This is a genomic window from Nocardioides sp. HB32, from assembly GCF_054058995.1.
The window spans coordinates 2,073,633-2,094,303 of the sequence record NZ_JBSSBS010000001.1; the positions used below are offsets into that span (position 1 = coordinate 2,073,633).

21 protein-coding genes and 1 pseudogene are annotated in these 20,671 nt (G+C 71.9%); 18 read left to right on the plus strand and 4 right to left on the minus strand.

The genetic code is table 11. The features are described from left to right. The first annotated feature begins 1 nt into the window (after window position 1). From ACVW2K_RS10545 to ACVW2K_RS10595, 11 genes and pseudogenes are all read left to right on the plus strand, one after another. Window positions 2-2,092, plus strand: coding sequence for a hydantoinase/oxoprolinase family protein (locus ACVW2K_RS10545; protein ID WP_457202467.1), 2,091 nt, complete (start codon window positions 2-4; stop codon window positions 2,090-2,092). Beyond that, a complete protein-coding gene (locus ACVW2K_RS10550) occupies window positions 2,089-3,999 on the plus strand; it encodes a hydantoinase B/oxoprolinase family protein (RefSeq protein WP_457202468.1) in 1,911 nt (636 codons plus the stop codon). The genes ACVW2K_RS10545 and ACVW2K_RS10550 overlap by 4 nt, the downstream gene beginning before the upstream one ends. Before the next feature lie 13 nt (window positions 4,000-4,012). After that, on the plus strand, window positions 4,013-4,489 hold the full coding sequence (gene tsaA / locus ACVW2K_RS10555) for a tRNA (N6-threonylcarbamoyladenosine(37)-N6)-methyltransferase TrmO (protein ID WP_028637122.1): 477 nt from the start codon (window positions 4,013-4,015) through the stop codon (window positions 4,487-4,489). Between the two features lie 4 nt (window positions 4,490-4,493). Continuing rightward, a complete protein-coding gene (locus tag ACVW2K_RS10560; protein WP_457202469.1) occupies window positions 4,494-4,847 on the plus strand; it encodes a VOC family protein in 354 nt (117 codons plus the stop codon). Window positions 4,848-4,953: 106 nt separating this feature from the next. Further along, window positions 4,954-5,631, plus strand: coding sequence for a hypothetical protein (locus ACVW2K_RS10565; RefSeq protein ID WP_457202470.1), 678 nt, complete (start codon window positions 4,954-4,956; stop codon window positions 5,629-5,631). A 9-nt stretch (window positions 5,632-5,640) separates the two neighbouring features. Beyond that, window positions 5,641-6,300, plus strand: a complete 660-nt coding sequence (locus ACVW2K_RS10570) for an SDR family oxidoreductase (RefSeq protein WP_457202471.1) — start codon at window positions 5,641-5,643, stop codon at window positions 6,298-6,300. After that, window positions 6,297-7,307 carry a hypothetical protein gene (locus tag ACVW2K_RS10575; RefSeq protein WP_457202472.1) on the plus strand — a complete coding sequence of 337 codons (1,011 nt, stop codon included), beginning with the start codon at window positions 6,297-6,299 and terminating at the stop codon, window positions 7,305-7,307. Before ACVW2K_RS10570 ends, ACVW2K_RS10575 begins: the two co-directional genes overlap by 4 nt. Window positions 7,308-7,359: 52 nt before the next feature. Beyond that, window positions 7,360-7,575 carry a hypothetical protein gene (locus ACVW2K_RS10580; protein WP_457202473.1) on the plus strand — a complete coding sequence of 72 codons (216 nt, stop codon included), beginning with the start codon at window positions 7,360-7,362 and terminating at the stop codon, window positions 7,573-7,575. After that, entirely contained in the window at window positions 7,572-8,987 is a 1,416-nt protein-coding gene (locus tag ACVW2K_RS10585; RefSeq protein WP_457202474.1) for a basic amino acid/polyamine antiporter, read from the plus strand. Before ACVW2K_RS10580 ends, ACVW2K_RS10585 begins: the two co-directional genes overlap by 4 nt. Window positions 8,988-9,185: 198 nt before the next feature. Then, window positions 9,186-10,302 (plus strand): annotated as a pseudogene (locus ACVW2K_RS10590) (arginine deiminase). Window positions 10,303-10,382: 80 nt separating this feature from the next. Beyond that, window positions 10,383-10,802: an META domain-containing protein gene (locus ACVW2K_RS10595; protein WP_457202475.1), complete on the plus strand. Its 420-nt coding sequence runs from the start codon at window positions 10,383-10,385 to the stop codon at window positions 10,800-10,802. A 16-nt stretch (window positions 10,803-10,818) separates the two neighbouring features. Here the strand turns inward: ACVW2K_RS10595 and ACVW2K_RS10600 are convergent, their stop codons facing one another. After that, complete coding sequence (locus ACVW2K_RS10600; RefSeq protein WP_028637115.1) at window positions 10,819-11,496, minus strand: TIGR00266 family protein; 678 nt, start codon at window positions 11,494-11,496, stop codon at window positions 10,819-10,821. A 71-nt stretch (window positions 11,497-11,567) separates the two neighbouring features. Next, the gene (locus ACVW2K_RS10605) at window positions 11,568-12,686 is read right to left on the minus strand and encodes a 5-methyltetrahydropteroyltriglutamate--homocysteine S-methyltransferase (protein WP_457202476.1); all 1,119 of its coding nucleotides are present in this window, start codon (window positions 12,684-12,686) and stop codon (window positions 11,568-11,570) included. Between the two features lie 48 nt (window positions 12,687-12,734). Between ACVW2K_RS10605 and ACVW2K_RS10610 the strand changes: the two genes are divergently transcribed. The 7 genes from ACVW2K_RS10610 (at window position 12,735) to ACVW2K_RS10640 (ending at window position 18,601) form a co-directional block, all read left to right on the plus strand. Beyond that, on the plus strand, window positions 12,735-13,220 hold the full coding sequence (locus ACVW2K_RS10610; RefSeq protein WP_457202477.1) for a nucleoside deaminase: 486 nt from the start codon (window positions 12,735-12,737) through the stop codon (window positions 13,218-13,220). Next, window positions 13,217-13,621 carry a cupin domain-containing protein gene (locus tag ACVW2K_RS10615; protein WP_457202478.1) on the plus strand — a complete coding sequence of 135 codons (405 nt, stop codon included), beginning with the start codon at window positions 13,217-13,219 and terminating at the stop codon, window positions 13,619-13,621. The genes ACVW2K_RS10610 and ACVW2K_RS10615 overlap by 4 nt, the downstream gene beginning before the upstream one ends. Continuing rightward, the gene (locus ACVW2K_RS10620; protein ID WP_457202479.1) at window positions 13,618-14,346 is read left to right on the plus strand and encodes an SDR family oxidoreductase; all 729 of its coding nucleotides are present in this window, start codon (window positions 13,618-13,620) and stop codon (window positions 14,344-14,346) included. The genes ACVW2K_RS10615 and ACVW2K_RS10620 overlap by 4 nt, the downstream gene beginning before the upstream one ends. A 289-nt stretch (window positions 14,347-14,635) precedes the next feature. After that, on the plus strand, window positions 14,636-15,571 hold the full coding sequence (locus ACVW2K_RS10625) for a carbamate kinase (RefSeq protein WP_457202480.1): 936 nt from the start codon (window positions 14,636-14,638) through the stop codon (window positions 15,569-15,571). Between the two features lie 20 nt (window positions 15,572-15,591). Continuing rightward, the gene (gene bar, locus ACVW2K_RS10630) at window positions 15,592-16,686 is read left to right on the plus strand and encodes a barbiturase (protein ID WP_457202481.1); all 1,095 of its coding nucleotides are present in this window, start codon (window positions 15,592-15,594) and stop codon (window positions 16,684-16,686) included. Window positions 16,687-16,794: 108 nt separating this feature from the next. Next, the gene (locus tag ACVW2K_RS10635) at window positions 16,795-17,085 is read left to right on the plus strand and encodes a DUF4326 domain-containing protein (protein WP_028637108.1); all 291 of its coding nucleotides are present in this window, start codon (window positions 16,795-16,797) and stop codon (window positions 17,083-17,085) included. Window positions 17,086-17,143: 58 nt separating this feature from the next. Beyond that, window positions 17,144-18,601, plus strand: coding sequence for a benzaldehyde dehydrogenase (locus ACVW2K_RS10640; RefSeq protein WP_457202482.1), 1,458 nt, complete (start codon window positions 17,144-17,146; stop codon window positions 18,599-18,601). A 13-nt stretch (window positions 18,602-18,614) separates the two neighbouring features. Here the strand turns inward: ACVW2K_RS10640 and ACVW2K_RS10645 are convergent, their stop codons facing one another. Then, a complete protein-coding gene (locus ACVW2K_RS10645) occupies window positions 18,615-19,772 on the minus strand; it encodes a CaiB/BaiF CoA transferase family protein (RefSeq protein WP_457202483.1) in 1,158 nt (385 codons plus the stop codon). A 302-nt stretch (window positions 19,773-20,074) separates the two neighbouring features. Continuing rightward, window positions 20,075-20,665 (minus strand): DJ-1/PfpI family protein, encoded by a 591-nt coding sequence (locus ACVW2K_RS10650; RefSeq protein ID WP_457202484.1) that lies wholly within the window; start codon window positions 20,663-20,665, stop codon window positions 20,075-20,077. Between the last annotated feature and the right edge of the window lie 6 nt (window positions 20,666-20,671).

The window sequence follows — 20,671 nt, forward strand, 5'->3', positions numbered from 1 at the left end:
CATGGCCCGGCGGATCCGGATCGGCATCGACACCGGCGGGACGTTCACCGACGTCGTCGCCTTCGACGAGGACTCGGGCGAGCTCGTCACCACCAAGACGCCCTCGACGCCGGGCAACCCGGCCGACGGCTTCCTCGCCGGCATCGACAAGGTGCTCGGGCTGCTCGGGCTGCTCGGCGCGACCGGCGCGGACATCGACGCGGTCAGCCACGGGACCACGGTCGCGACGAACCAGCTGCTCGAGGGCAAGGTCGACCGGCTCGGGTTCATCACGAACACCGGCTACGAGGCGATGCTCGAGATCGCCCGCCAGTCGGTGCCCGACGGGTACGGCAACAGCTACTTCTGGGTCAAGCCGGAACGGATCGTCCCGCGCGACCGGGTCCAGGGCGTCGAGGGCCGCCTCGACGTGAACGGCGAGGAGGTGCGTCCCTTCGACGAGGCGGGCGCCCGGGCGGTCGCGCGCTGGTTCAGGGCACAGGACATCAGCACCCTCGGCGTCTGCTTCCTGCACGCCTACGCCAACCCCGTGCACGAGGACCGGATGCGCGCGATCCTCGCCGAGGAGCACCCCGACGCGGTCGTGTCGCTGTCCAGCGAGGTGCTCCGCGAGTACCGCGAGTACGAGCGGGCGATGACGACGCTGGTCGACGCGGCGGTCAAGCCGCGGCTCTCGGCGTACGTCAACAACATCAAGTCGCGGCTGACGTCGTACGACGACCGGGTCATCCCGTTCTACGTGATGAAGTCCAACGGCGGCGTCCTGTCGGCCGACGAGGTCGTGCACCAGCCGATCACCACCGTGCTCTCCGGCCCGGCGGCGGGCGCCCTGGGCGCGGCGCTGATCGCGAAGGTCGCCGGCTTCGACCGGGTGCTGACCTCCGACGGCGGCGGTACGTCGACCGACGTCAGCGTCGTGATCGACGGCCAGCCGACGCTCACCACGGAGGGGTCGGTCGGCGCGTTCCCGTCCAAGATCCCGATGATCGACGTGGTCACCGTCGGCGCCGGCGGCGGCTCGATCGCCTGGCTGAGCCCCGAGGGCACGCTCAAGGTCGGCCCGCAGTCGGCGGGCGCGGACCCGGGCCCGCTCTGCTACGGCAAGGGCGGCACCGAGGTCACGATCACCGACGCCCACGTCTTCCTCGGCCGGATCCCCCCGCACCTGCTCGGCGGTGAGATCCCGCTCGACGTCGACGCGGCCCGCGACGGCATCGAGCAGCTCGCGTCCAAGCTCGGGCTGAGCCCCGAGGCCTGTGCCACCGGCATCCTGGAGATCTCCGCGTGGAACCAGGCGAACGCGCTGCGCCAGGTCACCGTCAAGCGCGGCCTCGACGTCCGCGACTTCACGCTCACGACGTTCGGCGGCTCCGGTTCGCTGCTGCTGTGCCGGCTGATGGACGTGCTCGGGCTGTCGACGGTGCTGGTGCCGCCCAACCCCGGCAACGTCTCTGCGTTCGGCCTGCTCACCGTCGACGTCAAGAACGACTACGTGCAGACCCACGTGACGCTGGCGGAGCACCTGGACCCGGCCACGGTCACCGGCATCTACGACGCGCTGACCGCGCAGGCGGCCGAGGCCCTCGCCAAGGAGGGCTTCGAGCCCACCGAGCACCGGTTCGTCCGCACCGCCGACCTGCGCTACTTCGGTCAGGCGTTCGAGGTGCGGGTGCCGGTCGGGACCGGCGTCCTCGACCCGGGCGCGGTCGCCGAGGCGTTCCACGCCGAGCACCGGGCGCTGTACGGCTACGACTTCTCCGCGGACGACTCCCAGCAGGTCGAGTGGGTGAACCTCCGCGTGTCCGGCATCGGCCCGATCCGCCGGCCCGAGATCAAGCGAGTCGGGTCGTCCGCCCCAGGCTCGCCTATAGGCAGCCGAGAGGCGGACGACCCGGTCAGGCAGGTCTGCTTCGACGCCGGTCAGGGGTACGTCGACACGCCCGTGCTGTGGCGCCCCGACCTCGCCCCCGGCAGCATCGTCGAGGGGCCGGCGATCGTCGAGGAGTTCGGCTCGACCGTTCCGCTCCACCCGGGGCTCACCGCCCGCATCGACGAGTACCTGAACATCATCGTGACGAGGAGCGACCGATGAGCCGCCGCGCCCCCACCCAGTTCCCGTTCGGCCACCTGACCGACGACGCCGGCGCGAGCGCGGACCCGGTGCTGGTCGAGATCGTGCAGGGCTCGCTGGCCTCGGTCGAGATGGAGGTCGAGACCGCCATCGGGCGCACCAGCCGCAGCCCGATGATCCGGGACGCGCACGACTTCCGCGCCGGCATCCACGACCGGCTGCTGCGCAAGCTCACCGGCCGGTCGTACTCCGCGCTCGTGCACCCGGTCGCCCGGGACTTCCCGATCGCGGAGATGCAGGAGGGCGACGTCTTCTTCCACAACGACGTCTACCGCTCCGAGGGAGGCATCGGTCACCTGCCGGACCTCTGCGTCACGGTGCCGGTCTTCAGCGACGGCAGGGTCGTCGCGTTCGTCCAGGCCTTCGGCCACCACGACGACATCGGCGGCGCCGTACCGGGCTCGATGCCCTCCAACGCCACTAGCGTCTTCGAGGAGGGCCTGATGGTCCCCCCGATCCGGCTCTGGGACGCCGGCGTGCCGAACCGTGCGGCGCTCAGCATCATGACCCGCAACTCGCGGATGCCCGAGTCGCTCGCCGCCGACCTGGACGCCGAGTGCTCGGCCTGCCTGATGGGCGCCCGCCGGCTCGGCGAGCTCTTCGACCGGTACGGCGTGGAGACCGTCGAGGCCTGCTTCGACGCGATCATCAGCCGGACCACCGAGACCTACCGGCGCGAGATCCTCGGCAAGATCCCGGTCGGCACCTGGGTCTGGGAGGACTACGCCGAGCACGACGGCGTCGACGAGCCGATGCTGCACACCCAGCGGGTCACGCTGACCCGGACGCCCGCCGACGACCCCGAGGGCGAGCGGCTGGTCCTCGACTTCGACGGCACCAGCCCGCAGGCGAAGGGCCCGATCAACCACTGCGGCGACTACAGCGACGGCGTGTTCCTCAAGAAGTGGCTCGCGCCGATCCTGCGCAACCTCGCCGACACCCCCGAGCGGATGGCGGAGCTCGACGTCAACGAGGGCATCGTGCCGCTCATCGAGATGCGCTTCCCGGAGCCCGGGACCCTGCTGACGCCGGTGTTCCCGGCACCGACGAACGCGCGCACCTTCGTGATCCTCCGGCTGCTCGGCGTCCTCGCGGGCGTCGTCGCCAAGGCGGTCGACGGCAAGATGCCCGCCGACCAGGAGACGATCCGCTACACCGGCGTGTACGGCGAGGACCTCGAGGGCCGGCCGTACCTGATGCGCGAGGTGCTGGGCGGCGGCTCCGGCGGCCGCTACTACGCCGACGGCGAGGACACGATCCACGTGGTGCCGGACTCCCGGAACCTGCCGACCGAGTTCACCGAGGCGCGCTTCCCGTTCCGCGTCGAGTCGCTGTCGCTGGCGACGGACAGCGGGGGAGCGGGCCGGTTCCGCGGGGGTCTCGGCTACGAGAAGCACATCCGGATGCTCAAGGACGGTCACTTCATGTCGATCGCGGACCGGTCGATCCTGGCGTGTTGGGGGGTCAGGGGCGGCCTCGCCGGCAAGCCGTTCGAGGTCGTCATCGACCCCGGCGGCCCGCACGAGCGCGAGGTCGACGCCCTCGCCGACGCCGAGCCGGTCGCGGCGGGCGAGGTGATCCGGATCCGGACCACCGGCGGCGGCGGTTGGGGCGACCCGCTCCAGCGCGACCCCGCCCTCGTCGTCCGCGACGTCGTGTGGCGCAAGGTCTCCCCGGAGGCCGCGCTGGCGTCGTACGGCGTGGTGCTCAGCGGCTCCCTCGAGGACGGCTCCCTGTCGTACGACGACGCGGCGACCGTCGCCGAGCGCGCGAGCCGCCCGGAGCCGAGCGAGGCGTTCTTCGACCGCGGCCCGGGCTACGCTCGGCTCGCCGAGGGCGCGGCGTACGCAGCCGTCGACCTGGTCTGAGGAGGTGGGGTCGGTGCCCCGCGAGGACGAGCTCCGCGATGCCGAGGTCGCGGTCGACCCACCCGTGGCCGCGGACGCCGGCCTGGTGTTCATCGGCACGATCCGCACGCCCTGGAGCTCGACGCTCGAGACGCCGCGCCAGGGCCGCGCGGACGGGCCCGAGTGCCGGATCGAGGTGTTCGAGCCCTGGGTCGCCGCGCTCGACGGGATCGACCGGTACGAACGCCTCGAGGTCCTCTACTGGCTGCACCTCTCACGCCGCGACCTGGTCCGGCAGAGCCCGCGGAACGACGGCAGCACCCGGGGCACCTTCGCGCTCCGCTCGCCGGTGCGCCCGAACCCGATCGCGACCTCGATCGTGACCGTGGACCGCATCGAGGGCGGCACCCTCGTCGTGCGCGGCCTGGACTGCCAGGACGGCACCCCGCTGCTCGACCTCAAGCCGGACCGGGAGCTGTTCATGCCGGCCGCGCCGCCGCGGCAGGGGTGATCGCGTGATCACCGGCAGCCACGTCATCCTCTTCAGCCGCGACCCCGCGGCGGACCGGGCCTTCTTCCGCGACGTCCTCGACTGGCCGTACGTGGATGCCGGCCACGACTGGCTGATCTTCCGGCTGCTGCCGGCCGAGCTCGCGGTGCACCCGTCCGACGGTCCGACCGGGCACGAGCTCTATCTCATGTGCGACGACCTCGAGGCCACCGTCGCGGAGCTCGGCGCCCGCGGCGTCCAGCTGACGGCCGACGTCACCGACGAGCGCTGGGGACGGCTCACCAGGTTCCGGCTGCCCGGTGGCAGCGAGGTCGGACTGTACGAGCCCCGGCACCCGACGGCACTCGACCTCGGCTGATCCGCGCACCTCGCTCAGCACGATCTGCCCGATCACGGGCGCCCTTGCCGGTCTCATGTTCCGGGCGCACCATGAGGAGTACGGCGCCCGGAAGTTGGTGATGACGATGGGCACGACCGATGTCCTTCGCAGTTCCCTCCAGCACACGCACTCGCGGATGGCGGAGCGGCTCGAGGCCGCGCGGGCGATGGAGGCGCCGGCCAGTCGTCCCCGGGACGGCTACGAGCGGATCGACGCCTTCCTCGCCACCACCAGCAAGCACCTGCACGCCGTCGACGCGGTGCTGCTCCCGCCGGTCCGCAAGCAGGTGCCGGACGGCTCCACGGTCGTGCACGACTACGTCCGCACCGTGAAGGAGCTGGAGATCGTGCTCGCGCACGTGAAGGCGCACGAGTACGGCTCGGTGTACGAGACCTCGTTCGCCTGGCCCCGGGTGTGGTCGGACGTCGACACGGCGCTCGCCGACCACCACCGCCAGGAGCAGGCGCTCGGCGTCCGGCTCACCGCGGTGCTCGCCGACGAGGAGCTCGACCGGCTGACGCAGCGGCTGTACCACGCCGAGCTGGTCGCCCCGAGCCGTCCGCACCCCTACACCCCGCACACCGGGCTCCTCGGCCTGGTCGCTCGGAAGGTGATGCACACGGCGGACTCCTTCTGGGACACCGTCGAGGGACGGATGGTGCCGGTGCCGCGGCCGGAGCCGAAGAAGCCGCCCGGCCGGATCGCCCAGTACTTCCTGGCCGACCCGCGCTTCGACGAGGAGGAGCAGACTCCGGCGCCCTAGGCTCGGCCCATGACCCGAGTCGCGGTGGTCGGAGGCCACGGCAAGACAGGCCGCGCGGTCACCGCCGCGCTCCCGGACGCCATACCGCTGGGCCGCGCCGACTGGGACGACCTTCCCGGCGCGCTGGCGGGCTGCGACACCGCGTACCTGATCGCGCCGAACCTGCATCCCGACGAGCCGACGTACGTCGGGGACGCGCTCGCGGCGCTGACCGCGGCGGGCGTCGAGCGGGTCGTCTACCACTCGGTCGCGTCGCCGTACGTCCCCGCGATGCCGCACCACGTCGGCAAGGCCGTCTCGGAGGACCTGGTCCGGCGCTCGGGGCTCGCCTGGACGATCCTCCAGCCGGGCGCCTACCTGCAGAACCTCGACCTCTCCGGGCCGGTGGTCCGGGTGCCGTACGACGTGGACGCGCCGTTCGGCTTCCTGCACCTGGCCGACCTCGGCGCTGCGGCGGCGCGCGTGCTGCTCGAGGACGGCCACGCCGGTGCGACGTACGAGCTGGCCAGCCGGCACGCGACGGTGCGCCGGCTCGCCGGCGAGGCCGGCTTCGCCGCCGAGAAGGTCGCGGACCCGCGCACGCACCCGTGGCTCTCGGCGATGTTCGACTACTACGACGAGCACGGGCTGCCGGTCGGCACCCTGACCCTGCAGGCGCTGCTGGCATGACCCGCGCGGCGGCCCTCGTGCTCCTCGGCGTGCTGCTGCTCGCCGGCTGCTCGGGAGATCCGCCGCCGGAGGATTCGCCCCCGCCCTGCAACGGCCACGTCGAGCTGTGCGCCCGCGGGTACGACGAGGTCGCGTACGCCGCCACGCACAACTCGATGTCCGCGGCGTCCGAGCGAGGATGGCTCTTCGCCGAGCAGCCGGACGGGATCATCGCGCAGCTCGACCACGGGATCCGGGTGCTGCTGGTCGACAGCTGGTACGGCCAGGCCACGGAGCGCCGGGGCATCGTCGCCACCGCCGACCAGCAGCGCCGGGAGGCGTTCGAGCAGGCGAAGGCCGACTTCGGCGCGACGCCGGTCCGGGCTGCGCTCCGGCTCCGCCGCGCCGCCGGGCTCGCGCCGCGCGGCGAGGTGCGCCCGTACCTGTGCCACTCGATGTGCGAGCTCGGCTCGACGCCCTGGTTGCAGAACCTCCGCGACATCAAGGCCTGGCTGGACGGGCACCCCCGGGACGTCGTCACGCTGTTCGTGCAGGACGAGGTCACCCCGGCCGACACCGCTGGCGTCGTCGAGGCCGCCGGGCTCGAGCCGTACGTCTACACACCCGCGACCGACGGCAGCTGGCCGACGCTGGGGCAGATGATCGACGCCGGCACCCGGCTGGTGGTGCTGATGGAGAACCGCGGCGGCGGGGAACGCTGGCCGTGGCTCGTCCCCGGCTTCGACGTCGTCCAGGACACGCCGTTCCTGTTCAAGAGCCCGGCGGACTTCAGCTGCGCGTCCAACCGAGGGGACCCCGACGCGTCGCTGTTCCTCGTCAACCACTGGATCGACGAGAACGGACGGGTCCCGCAGAACGCGGCGCTCGTGAACGCTCGCGACGTGCTCCTGCCGCGGCTCGAGGAGTGCGAGCAGGAGCGCGGCCGGCTGCCGAACTACGTCGCTGTCGACTACTACGACCGCGGCGACCTGCTCTCCGTGGTCGACGAGCTGAACGGGCTCGACTAGTCCGGTTCGGGGGAGGCGGCCAGGCGCCTCGAGGAGCATCCTCCTTGTCGCCATGAAGGATGCCGAGGCCGCGCTGGAGCGGGATCCGACTCTCGCGGATGCGCTGATCCCGCTGGGGACGCTTGCCGCCCTCATCGGCGTCTCGACGCTGCTCTACCTGCCGCACGCCGTCTCCTGCCACGCACGTCCTGTGCTCAGCGTGCTGTACGGCTTCACCGGGTTCCGGGTCGAGCGGACCGAGCCCACCCGGCTGGAGGAGGAGGCATGACCCGGACCGAAGAGGCGACGGCTCCCGCCGGTGCCGTCGCGAAGATGAGCGTCACGACGCTGACCGCGATGGTGGTCGGCGGCATGGTGGGGGCAGGCGTGTTCTCGCTGCCGGCCCGCTTCGGCGTCGCCACCGGGATCCTCGGCTCGCTGATCGCCTGGGCGGTCGCGGGCACGGGCATGCTGATGCTGGCGTTCGTCTTCCAGAACCTCGCGATCCGCAGGCCCGAGCTCGACTCCGGTGTCTTCATCTACGCCAAGGCCGGCTTCGGCGACTACGCCGGCTTCAACTCCGCGATCGGCTTCTGGGCCAGCACGGTGGCCGGGAACACCTTCTACTGGGTGTTCATCGGGTCGACGCTCGGCGCGTTCTTCGACAGCTTCGGCGACGGCGACACCGTGCTCGCCGTGGCGCTGGGAACCGTGGGCGTCTGGACGTTCCACTACCTGATCGCCCGGGGAGTGCGCGACGCCGCCGTGATCAACCGGATCGTCACGGTCTTCAAGGTCCTGCCGATCCTGGTCTTCATCGTCGTGCTGTTCGTGAACTTCGACGCCGGCGTCTTCGCCGACAACTGGACCGCCACCGGGTACGGCGAGCTCGGCTCCCTCAACGAGCAGGTCCGCAACACGATGCTGATCACGACGTTCGTCTTCATCGGGATCGAGGGCGCCAGCGTCTACTCCCGCTACGCGAGGCGCCGCGAGGACGTCGGCCGGGCCACGGTGATGGGCTTCCTCAGCGTGCTCTCGATCTTCGCGCTGGTCACGCTGTCCAGCTACTCCGTCGTCCCGCAGCCCGAGCTCGCCGACACCCGGCAGCCGTCGATGGTCGGCGTCTTCCAGTCCGTGGTCGGGGACTGGGGCGAGTGGTTCATCAGCCTCGCGGTGATCGTGTCGGTGCTCGGGGCCTACCTGGCGTGGACGCTGATGGCCGCCGAGGTCATGTACATCCCGGCCCGGCAGGACGACTTCCCCGAGTTCCTCGGCCAGGAGAACGAGAGCGGCACGCCGATCACCGCGCTGGTGGTGATGTCGCTCGCGGTCCAGGGCCTGCTCGCGCTGACGCTGTTCGTCACCGACGCGCTCAACTTCATGCTCGACCTGTCCACCAGCCTCGCGCTGCTGCCGTACCTGCTGGCGGCGGCGTACGCCCTCAAGCTCGGGTTGACCGGCGAGGCGTACGAGGGCGTCACCCGGCGTGTCAGGCGCAAGGAGACGATCGTCGCCGGCGCGGCGACGGCGTACACGGTCTTCCTCTTCGACGCGGCCGGCATGAAGTTCGTGCTGCTGATGACCGTGCTGCTCGCGCCGGCGTCGCTGCTCTCGTCAAGGCGCGCAGCGAGCACGGGCGACGGCTGTTCAGTCCGGCCGAGATCGGGCTGTTCGCACTCATCGTGGTCGGCGGCGTGATCGGGGCGGTCGGGCTCTGGACCGGCCGCATCACCATCTGAGACCGATGACAGGAAGGAAATATCCATGAGCACCTCATCGACGTACGGCGTCCACTCCGAGGTGGGCCGGCTCCGCAAGGTGCTCGTGTGTGCGCCGGGGCTCGCCCACCGCCGGCTGACGCCGACCAACAACGATGAGCTCCTCTTCGACGACGTGATGTGGGTCGAGAACGCCCAACGCGACCACGCGGACTTCGTGAACAAGCTCACGCAGCGGGGCGTCGAGGTGGTGGAGCTGCACGACCTGCTGGCCCAGACGATGGACGTGCCGGGCGCCAGGGACTGGCTGCTGGATCGCAAGATCGTCGCGAACCGGGTCGGCCTGGGCCTGGTCGACCTGACGAGCTCCTACCTGGAGTCGCTCGGCTCGCGCCAGCTGGCGGAGTTCCTTGATCGGCGGGCTCGCGACCCAGGACCTCCCCGACGAGCACCGGACGCCGTACCTCGCGCTCGTGCGGGAGTCGACCGGCGCGCGGGAGTACCTGATGCCGCCGCTGCCCAACACGCTCTACACGCGGGACACGACCTGCTGGCTGTACGGCGGCCTCACGATGAACCCGCTGTACTGGCCGGCCCGCAAGGACGAGACGCTCATCTACAAGACCATCTACCAGTTCCACCCCGACTACGTCGGCTCGACCGTCTGGTGGGGCGACCCCGAGGTCGAGTGGGGCCAGGCGACGTTCGAGGGCGGCGACGTGATGCCGGTCGGGAACGGCGTGGTGCTGGTGGGCATGAGCGAGCGGACCTCCCGGCAGGCGATCACGCAGGTCGCCCGGGCTCTCTTCGAGCAGGGTGCGGCGACCCGTGTGGTCGTCGCCGGCATGCCCAAGCTGCGGGCGGCGATGCACCTCGACACCGTCTTCACGTTCGTGGACCGCGACATCGTCACGCTCTACCCGACGATCATGGACGCGGTGCACACCTTCACGCTGACGCCGTCCGACGCGGGGCCGGGCGTGGAGGTCCGCGACGAGGGGACGACGCCGTTCGTCGACGTGGTGGCCCGCGAGCTCGGGCTGCCGTCGATCCGGGTCATCGACACCGGCGGCGACGTCTACCAGTCCGAGCGGCAGCAGTGGGACAGCGGCAACAACGCCGTGGCCGTGGAGCCGGGCGTGGTGTTCACCTACGACCGCAACACGCTGACGAACACGCTGCTGCGCAAGGCCGGCGTCGAGGTGATCACGATCGTCGGCGCCGAGCTGGGCCGGGGCCGCGGGGGCGGCCACTGCATGACCTGCCCGATCGTCCGGGACCCCGTGCAGTTCTGAGCAGCGCCATCGGCGCGGCTTGCCGCCGGGCCGATCTCGTGGTCAGGTGGGAGGACGACCTTCTCGGGGAGCTGATCCGAATGCGCATGCTGCTGGGCCTCGTCGCCCTCACGCTGCTGACTGCCTGTGGCTCTGACGACCAGGACGGTGCCGCTGCGCCGGACACGTCCGACCTCGAGGCCTCGACGTACTCCTCGACCGACGTGAGTGGTCACGACCTCGTGGAGGGCACGACGCTCACGCTGTCCTTCCAGGACCAGACGATGGCGGTCAAGGCCGGCTGCAACACCCAGACCGGCAGGTACGACGTCGTCGACGGCGTGCTGAAGTGGACCGCTCCGGCCGCGTCCACGACGATGGCGTGCCCCACCTCGGACCTGGCCGACCAGGACCAGTGGCTGGCCGGCGTCTTCACCGACGGCATGGACGCATCACTGGACGGTGGCACCCTCACGCTGACGAACGACGACGACGTGAAGCTGGTGCTGACGTCCGGCTGACCGGAACGTCGGCCGGTCAGCTGTTGTTCTGCGTGGGCAGTCGCGGGATCAGCCAGTCGAGGAACGCGTCCTGGCTGCGCGTCTGGAGATAGATCCGGCCGGGTCCGGTGAGGTCGCAGACCAGGCCCTCGCCGGAGAAGAAGGTGGACTTCCAGCCGCCGACCTTGCGCACGGCGTACTGGATGCCCTCGGTCCACGCGACCATGTGGCCGGTGTCGACCGTGTAGGTCTGGCCGGCCTGCAGGTCGACGGCGTGGATCGCGCCGTAGCTCGAGAGCACCAGCTCGCCCTGGCCGGAGACCCGCAGCATGAACAGGCCCTCGCGGGAGAAGAACGTCTTGGCCCCGCCCCAGTCGGTGTCGACCTGGACGCCGGCGGAGCTCGCGACGAACGAGCCCGACTGCACGTAGAGCGTGCCCTGGTGCGGCCACGCGACCATGTCGCCGGGTAGGGAGGGCGCGACGAACAGCTCAGCGCCGTCGACCTGGGCGGTGAAGGTGTTCATGAAGAACGACTCGCCCCCGAGCACGGAGCGCTTCAGGCCCTTGAGGAGCCCACCTTGCGTGGACGTCTCGAGGGTGATGCCGGGGGACATGGCGAGCATCGCGCCGGCCTCGGCACGCACGGTCTCGCCCTGGGCGAGGGTGAGCTTGGCGGCGGCGTACGCGGGGCTGTAGAGCACTTCAGTCTGCATTGCGAGCTCTCCTGAGCGGTCCCGAGCCGGATGGGTGTGCGGCGAGCGTAGCGACCGCTCCCCGCCCGCGGTCAGCCCCAGACCTCGTCCGCGAGCTCGACCAGCAGGGCGAGCTTGGCCCTCTCCTGGTCGACGCTGAGGGAGTTGCCCTCGGACGTCGAGGAGAAGCCGCACTGCGGGGAGATGCAGACCTGCTCGAGGTCGACGTACTGCGAGGCCTCGTCGAGCCGGCGCCTGAGCACGTCCCTGGACTCGAGCTCGCCGTGCTTGGTCGTGACGATGCCGAGCACGACGAGCTTGCCGGCGGGCACGTGCCGCAGCGGCTCGAACGAGCCGGACCGCTCGTCGTCGTACTCGAGGAAGAAGCCGTCGACGCCGAGCTGGGTGAACAGCGCCTCGGCGACGAAGTCGTAGCCGCCCTCGGCGACCCACGAGTCGCGGAAGTTGCCGCGGCACATGTGCGTGGTGACGGTGAGCCCCTCGGGCCGACCGTCGAGCGCCTCGTTGAGGTGCCGGATGTAGGCCTCGTGGAGGTGCTCGGAGTCCTCGCCGCGGTCGGCCATCGCGCGCCGCTGCTCCGGGTCGTTGAGGTACGCGAGAGAGGTGTCGTCGAGCTGGAGGTAGGTGCAGCCGAGGTCGTGGACGCGGCGCACCTGCTCGCGGTACGCCGCGGTCAGGTCGATCCAGAAGTCCTCGATGCCGGGGTAGACCGCCGGATCGATGGCCGCCGCGCCGCCGCGGTAGTGGACCATGCTCGGGGACGGGATCGTGAGCTTCGGGGTGACGCCTTCGGCGACGTGGTCGCGGAGGAAGGTGAACGCGTCGCCGAAGATGGTCTCGGAGACGCCGAGCTTCCCGTCGACCCGCAGCGCTGCCGGGGTGAAGTCGATCTCGCCCGCGGCGTTCTTGAAGTGCACGGTGAGGTTGTCCTGGGCCTTGCTGACGCCGTCGAGGCTGTAGATGAAGTCCATGTGCCACGACCCGCGGCGGAACTCGCCGTCGGTCGCCGACCGCAGCCCGGCCGCGCGTTGCAGCTCGATGACCTCGACGATCGCCTCGTCCTCGATCGCGCGGAGGCGGTCGGCGTCGATCGTCCCGGCGGCGTGGTCCTCCCGGGCCCGCAGCAGGTGCCGCGGGCGGAGCAGGCTGCCGACGTGGTCGGCCCGGAACGGCGGCGTGTCGCGGAGCACCTCCCCACCATGCCACGCCGCGCCGCGCGGGCTGAGAGACTCGGGTGCGTGAGCGTGAGCGAGACCGACCTCCAGCACCTGCGCCGCTGCGTGGACCTGGCCCGCGAGGCCCTCGACAACGGGGACGAGCCGTTCGGCTCGGTGCTCGTCTCGGGCGCCGGCGAGGTCCTGTACGCCGACCGCAACCGGGTCAAGGACGGCGACCAGACCCGGCACCCCGAGTTCGACATCGCCCGCTGGGCGGGCGAGAACGTCCCGGCCGCCGACCGCGCCGCGTGCACCGTCTACACGTCCGGCGAGCACTGCGCGATGTGCTCGGCCGCCCACGCGTGGGTCGGGCTCGGCCGGATCGTGTATGCCGTCTCGACCGAGCAGCTCGTCGGCTGGCTGACCGCCTGGGGCGTGGCACCCGGACCCGTGCGACCGCTGGCCGTGAACGACGTCGCCCCCGGCGTACCCGTGGACGGGCCGGCGCGGGAGCTCGAGGCCGAGGTCAGGGCGCTGCACGCGCGGCTGCACGGGGTCGCACCGTGACCCGCCCCGCTCTCGCCGAGGCGCTCGACCACGAGCCCCACCCGGAGGGCGGGTGGTACCGCCAGACCTGGGTCTCGCCCGAGACCGTCACGCTGCCCGACGGCCGGGCGCGGCCGGCCGCGACGCTCATCCACTTCCTGCTGCCGGCAGGGGACTCTTCCGCGTGGCACCGGGTGACCTCCGACGAGGTCTGGCTCGCGCACCGGGGCGCCGTGACGCTCGAGCTCGGCGGCGCGGGTGGCACGCCGGAGACGGGCGCGGTCGTCGAGATCGACGCCGGGCACCCGCAGGCGCTGGTGCCGGGCGGGACCTGGCAGCGCACGGTCCCGCGCGCAGCCGACGCCCTGGTCAGCTGCCTGGTCTCGCCCGGCTTCGACTTCGAGGACTTCGAGCTCGCATGAGGACCCTGATCACGGGAGGCACCCGCGGCATCGGCGCCGCCACCGCGCTCCGTCTCGCGCGTGACGGGCACGACCTGGTGCTCGGGTACGCCCGCGACGACCGGGCGGCCGAGGAGACCCGGCTGGCCGTCGAGGACGCCGGTGCCCACTGCGAGGTGGTCCGCGTGGACCTCACCGATCCGTCGGCCGTAGACAGCCTCTTCGAGGAGGCGGGCGCCGTCACCGGTGTCGTGAACAACGCCGGCGCCACCCTGCACATCGGACCGCTCGCCGAGACCCCCGTCGACGTGATCGCCGCGACCGTCGACCTCAACCTCACCTCGGCGCTCTACGTCGCCAGGGCCGCCGTCCGCGCCATGGGCACGTCGTACGGCGGCTCCGGGGGCGTGCTCGTCAACGTCAGCTCGGGCGCGGCGACGCTGGGCTCGCCGGGGGAGTACGTCCAGTACGCCGCCGCGAAGGCCGGAGTCGACACGCTGACCGTCGGGCTCGCCCAGGAGGTCGCGGGCGAGGGCGTCCGCGTGGTCGGCGTCGCGCCCGGCATCGTGCGCACCACCATCCACGCCGACGCCGGCGAGCCCGGCCGCCTCGACCGGGTCGGCCCGTTGGTCCCGCTCGGCCGTGCCGGCGAGCCGCACGAGGTCGCGGACGCGATCGCGTGGCTGATGAGCGACGAGGCGTCGTACGTCACCGGCACGACGCTGCGGGTCGCCGGCGGTCGCTAGGTCGTCCGCCCCGGCGTGTCGGCGTTCGCGGATTGGTCACCAACCGCACGTCCGGCGCCGGAAATGCTGCGGTTTGGTCACCAACCGCGGGGCTGGGGACGCACACCGGGCCCGCCGCGTCGCCCCGTGGACAGTTGTCGGGCTCCGGCCCCCCGACTCCTCCGACGGTGACGGCGCGACCCCCACCGGCCCCACCCCGCCAGCGCTGGCAACAGTTGCCAGCGAAACCGCTTCGGACTCGTGGAGCGGCGACGGTGCCCGGCGCCCCCGCGGTCACTAGGTTCGTCGCATGAGGGTCCTGCTCGCGCTCGGCGGCAACGCCATGACGAACGCCGACGGCCGGGCCCGTCCGGAGGACCAGATCTCCGCCGCGCAGGTCGCGATGGCCGCGGTTGCGGAGCTGCTGCGCCGGGACGTCGAGGTGGTGATCACCCACGGCAACGGCCCCCAGGTCGGCAACCTCCTGGTCAAGAACGAGCTGGCCGCGGCGGTCGTCCCCCCGGTCCCGCTGGACTGGTGCGGCGCGCAGACCCAGGCGACGCTCGGCTTCGTGCTCATGAACGCGCTCGAGGGGGCGATGGCCAACCGCGGCGTCGACCGGCGGGCCGCCGCTCTCGTGACCCGCACTCTCGTGGACGCGGACGACTCCGGGTTCACGCACCCGACCAAGCCGATCGGCCGGTTCCTGCCGGCTGCCGAGGCGGCGCTGCTGGTCGAGCACGGCGAGACCTGGGAGGACCGCGGTGAGAAGGGCTGGCGGCGCGTCGTCGCCTCGCCCGCGCCGCTCGAGATCCTGGACGCGCCGGCCGTCCGGGCGCTGGTCGAGGCGGGCTTCGTCGTCGTCGCGAACGGCGGCGGCGGCATCCCCACGGTCCGGGACCCCGACGGCTCGCTGCGCGGGGTCGAGGCGGTCATCGACAAGGACCTCGGCGCGGCACTGCTCGGGCGGACCGTCGACGCCGACGTGCTCGTGATCGGCACCGACGTCCCGAACGCCGTCCTCCGCTTCGGTACGCCGGACGCGGAGGCACTCGGCACGGTCACCGTCGCGCAGATGCGGGAGTACGCCGCGGCGGGCCACTTCGCCAGCGGCTCGATGGGCCCCAAGGTCGACGCCGCGTGCCGGTTCGTCGAGCAGGGCGGCGCGCGGGCCGTGATCACCGACCTCGACCACATCACCTCAGCCATCACGGGCGACGCCGGCACGGTCGTCGTACCGAACTGACCCCCAGGAGAAGGAACCCCATGCCCAGCGCCATCGAAGTACGCAAGGTCCCGATCCACTCGGTCGCCGACGCCAGCGAGCTCGCGAAGCTCATCGACGACGGGGTCATGGAGGCCGGCCGGGTGATCGCGATCATCGGCAAGACCGAGGGCAACGGCGGCGTGAACGACTACACGCGGATCATCGCCGACCGGGCGTTCCGTGAGGTCCTGGTCGCCAAGGGCGCCCCCGCGGACCAGGTCAGGCAGGTCCCGATCGTCTGGTCGGGCGGCACGGACGGCGTGATCAGCCCGCACGCCACGATCTTCGCCACCACCGACGCCGAGCCGACCGAGGACCCGCGGCTGACCGTCGGGTTCGCGATGAGCGAGCAGCTGCTGCCCGAGGACATCGGGCGCACGCCGATGATCACCAAGGTCGCGGACGCCGTGAAGGTCGCGATGGAGCGGGCCGGCATCACCGACCCGGCCGACGTGCACTACGTCCAGACCAAGACGCCGCTGCTGACTATCCACACCATCCGCGACGCCAAGTCGCGCGGCAAGGCGGTGTGGACCGAGCACACCCACGAGTCGATGGACCTCTCCAACGGCTGTACGGCGCTCGGCATCGCGGTCGCGCTGGGCGAGATCGAGATGCCGACCGACGCGGACGTCATGCACGACCGGTCCCTGTACTCCTCGGTCGCGTCCTGCTCCTCCGGCGTCGAGCTCGACCAGGCCCAGGTCGTCGTGGTCGGCAACGCGACCGGTGTGGGCGGCCGGTACCGCATCGGGCACTCCGTGATGGAGGACGCCCTCGACCAGGACGGCATCTGGGAGGCGATCCGCTCCGCCGGGCTCGACCTGCCCGAGCGGCCGCGCACCTCCGACCTCGACGGCCGGCTCGTCAACGTGTTCCTCAAGTGCGAGGCGTCGCAGGACGGCGAGGTCCGCGGCCGGCGCAACGCGATGCTCGACGACTCCGACGTGCACTGGCACCGCCAGATCAAGGCCTGCGTCGGCGGTGTCACCGCGGCCGTCACCGGGGATCCGGCGGTCTTCGTCTCCGTCTCCGCCGCCCACCAGGGCCCGGACGGCGGCGGCCCGGTCGCCGCGATCGTCGACCTCGGCTGAGCGGGGGCGGGATCCCCGGCTCACCGGGGATCCCGGCACTTGGCGGGCGTTGCAATGCCCGGGAAGCGACAGCAGTGCCCGGGAAGTTCCGGGGAGAGGAAGGCAGCAGTGCCGCAGCGCATCCAGCTGAGGCGGACGGCGGGCTGGCGCAAGCCCGAGCACGCCGTCGTCGTGGCGCGCCCGACCTGCTGGGGCAACCCGCACCCGATCGGCGAGCACACCGTCGAGGCGCACCGCGCGTCGGTCGAGGCGTTCCGCCGCGACCTGCTCGGGGGCGCGCTGCCCTACACCGCCGACGACGTACGCCGGGCACTGGCCGGCAAGGACCTCGCCTGCTGGTGCCGGCCGGAGCTGCCCTGCCACGCCGACGTGCTGCTCGACCTCGCCAACCGCGACTGAGTTCCGCTGAGCAGAAGACGCGCTTCCGGAGCCGCCGACCGCGGGTCACACTCGGAGGATGACGCTCCTCGACCCGCAGACCTGGACCGGCAAGCTCTTCATCGACGGGTGGACCGACGGCGGCGGGGGGACCGCCGCCAGCATCGAGCCGGCGACCGGCGAGACCCTCGGGAGCTACGGCGTGGCGAGCGTCGAGGACGTACGCCGGGCGGCCAGCCGCGCGGCGGACGCCCAGAAGGAGTGGGCGGCGCGCAGGCCCGAGGAGCGTGCGGCGGTGCTGCGCAGGGCCGGGGACCTCTTCGAGCAGCACGCCGAGGAGATCCAGGGCTGGATCGTCCGCGAGTCCGGCGGCATCCCGCCGAAGGCGGGTCTCGAGACCCACGTCGCCGCGAGCGAGTGCTTCGAGGCGGCGGGACTCCCGACCCACCCGGCCGGCGACGTCCTCGCGACGAACGACGACCGCTGGTCGTTCGCGCGCCGGCGGCCGGTCGGTGTCGTGAGCGTGATCGCGCCGTTCAACTTCCCGCTCATCCTCAGCGTCCGCGCGGTCGCCCCGGCCCTCGCGCTCGGCAACGCCGTCCTGCTCAAGCCCGACCCGCGCACGGCGGTCTGCGGCGGCGTCGTCGTGGTCCGGGTCTTCCAGGAGGCCGGACTGCCCGACGGGCTGCTCGCGCTGCTCCCCGGTGACGGAGAGATCGGCGCCGCGGTCGTCGAGGCGCCCCAGGTCGGCGTCATCGCGTTCACCGGCTCGACCGCCGCGGGCCGGAAGGTCGGCGAGAGCGCGTCCCGGCTGCTCAAGCGCGCCCACCTCGAGCTCGGGGGCAACAACGCCCTCGTGGTCCTGCCCGGCACCGACGTCGCGAAGGCCGCCAGCGCCGGCGCGTTCGGCGCGTTCCTGCACCAGGGCCAGATCTGCATGACCGCGGGCCGCCACATCGTGCACGAGTCGCTCTACGAGGAGTACGTCGCCGCGCTGGCCGAGAAGGCCCAGCACCTGCCGGTGGGCGATCCGAAGTCCGGCACGGTCGCGCTCGGCCCGATCATCGACGAGAAGCAGCTCAAGCGCGTCGACTCGATCGTGCAGGACGCCGTCCAGCACGGCGCCCGGCTGCTCGCCGGCGGCACCAACGACGGGCCGTTCTACCAGCCCACCGTGCTGGCCGACGTGGCGCTCGACAACCCGGCCTGGACCGAGGAGATCTTCGGCCCCGTCGCGCCGGTCGTGAGCTTCTCGACCCTGGACGAGGCCGTCGAGCTCGTGGACGGCACGGACTACGCGCTCTCGGTCGGCATCCTCGGCGACGTCGGCGAGGCCATGCGGCTCGCGGACCGCGTCACCTCCGGCAAGGTGCACATCAACGAGCAGACCGTGTCCGACGAGGCGCAGGCGCCCTTCGGCGGCTTTAAGTCCTCCGGCAACGGCTCCCGGATCGGTGGCGCGCAGGCGAACCTCGAGTCCTTCACCGAGATCCAGTGGTTGACGATGCGGCCCGACGTGGCGCCGTACCCCTTCTAGGTCCCGCTACAGCCTAGGAATCGAGCCACTCCCGGATCGACTCGTCGTGCTGGCCCAGCGTCGGGGGCGCCTGGTGCTCCGACCGCCCGCCGGAGAACGGCTGGTCGTCGAAGCGCACGGGTGAGCCGGGCAGGTTCAAGGTGCCCTGGGTCGCGTGCTCGACCGAGAGCAGGAGGCCCTGCGAGAGCGTCTGCTCCCAGGTGTAGACGTCGTCCATCGACCGCACCTTGCCGGACGGCACGCCCGCCTCCGCGAGCAGCGCGAGCCAGTGCTCGGCGGGCCGGTCGGCGAACAGCGCCTCGATCCGCTCGACCAGCCGGTCGCGGTTCGCCACGCGCAGCGGGTTGGTCGCGAAGTCCGGCTCGGCGGGGTCCCACCCGAAGGCGCCGCACAGCGCGCGCCAGAGGTTCTCGGACCCGCAGGCGATCTGCACCGGCGCGGTGCTCGTCGCGAACATGCCGTACGGCGCGATCGACGGGTGGTGGTCGCCCGCGAGGCCCGGGACCTCGCCGGCGACGGTCCATCGGGTGCCCTGGAACGCGTGCACGCCGATCATCCCGGCGAGCAGCGACGTACGTACGACGCGGCCGCGGCCGGTGCGTTCGCGCTCGTGGAGGGCGGCGAGCACGCCGAAGGCGCCGTTCATCCCCGCGATCAGGTCGGCGATCGGGACACCCACCTTGGTCGGCTGCTGGGTGCCGGTGATCGACATCAGCCCGCCCTCGCCCTGGGCGATCTGGTCGTAGCCCGCTCGCTTCGCCTCCGGTCCGTCGTGCCCGAAGCCCGTGATCGACAAGACGATGAGCCCCGGGTTGAGCTCGTGCAGCCGGGAGACGGGGAAGCCGAGCCGATCGAGGACGCCGACCCGGTAGTTCTCCATCAGCACGTCGGCGCGCGCGACCAGCCTGGCGAGCACCTCCTTGTCGTCCTCGTCCTTGAGGTCGAGGACGAGCGACTCCTTGTTGCGGTTGGCCGAGAGGAAATACGTCGACTCGCGCTCGTCCTCCTCGCCGATGAACGGCGGCCCCCAGGAGCGGGTGTCGTCGCCGGTCGGCGGCTCGACCTTGATGACCCGCGCCCCCATGTCGCCGAGCATCATCGCGGCGTGCGGTCCGGCGAGCGCCCGGGTCAGGTCCAGGACGACCAGGTCGGAGAGCGGTCCTTCAGTCATGGGGGCACGCTACTGAGGCGCGTCGGGGCGTCCTACGGCGAGAGGTGCCAACACGTCGGTCTGCTGATGGTCTCGATACGCCGTCGCTCGTCCCTCGCGACGGCTACTCGACCAACGATCCGATGTTCGGGCAGCGAGCGCGGCCTGTCGTTGGTCGAGTAGCGAGCGTCCGCGAGGGCGGCCTGTCGTTGGTCGAGTAGCGAGCGTCCGCGAGGGCGGCCTGTCGTTGGTCGAGTAGCGAGCGTCCGCGAGGGCGGCCTGTCGTTGGTCGAGTAGCGAGCGTCAGCGAGCGTATCGAGACCTCACGACTGCCACATCCACTCCATCTCGGTGACCGCGCGCTCCCTCGTCTGCTGTCCGGCGAGCAGCTGCACGACGTGCAGTGCGAGGTCGACGCCGGCCGACACGCCGGCCGAGGTCAGGGTCGTCTCGCTGCTGCGGACGAAGCGCTGCCCGCGCACGACCTTGGTCGTCGGCGAGATGGCCTCGAGCTCGTCGTACGCGTCGTGGTGGGTGGTGGCCGGCTTCCGCTCGAGCAGCCCGGCAGCGCCGAGCACCAGCGCACCGGTGCAGACCGACATCAGCAGCTCGACCTCGGCGGCGCGCTCCCGGATCCAGTCGAGCAGCCGGTCGTCCTTGGTCAGCGGCCGGGTGCCGGCGCCGCCGGGGATCACCAGCAGGTCCGGCGGCGGGGCGTCGTCGAGGGAGTACGTCGGCTGCACGGTGAACCCGCCTCGGCCGACGGCCGGGGCGCCGGTGAGGCCGACGGAGAACACCGAGAACGGATGGCCGTCCCCGAGCTCGCCGGCCACGTTGAACACCTCGTAGGGCCCGGCGAAGTCGAGCACCTCCATGTCGTCGAAGGCGAGGATCGCCACAGTCCGCTGACTCACCGGCCC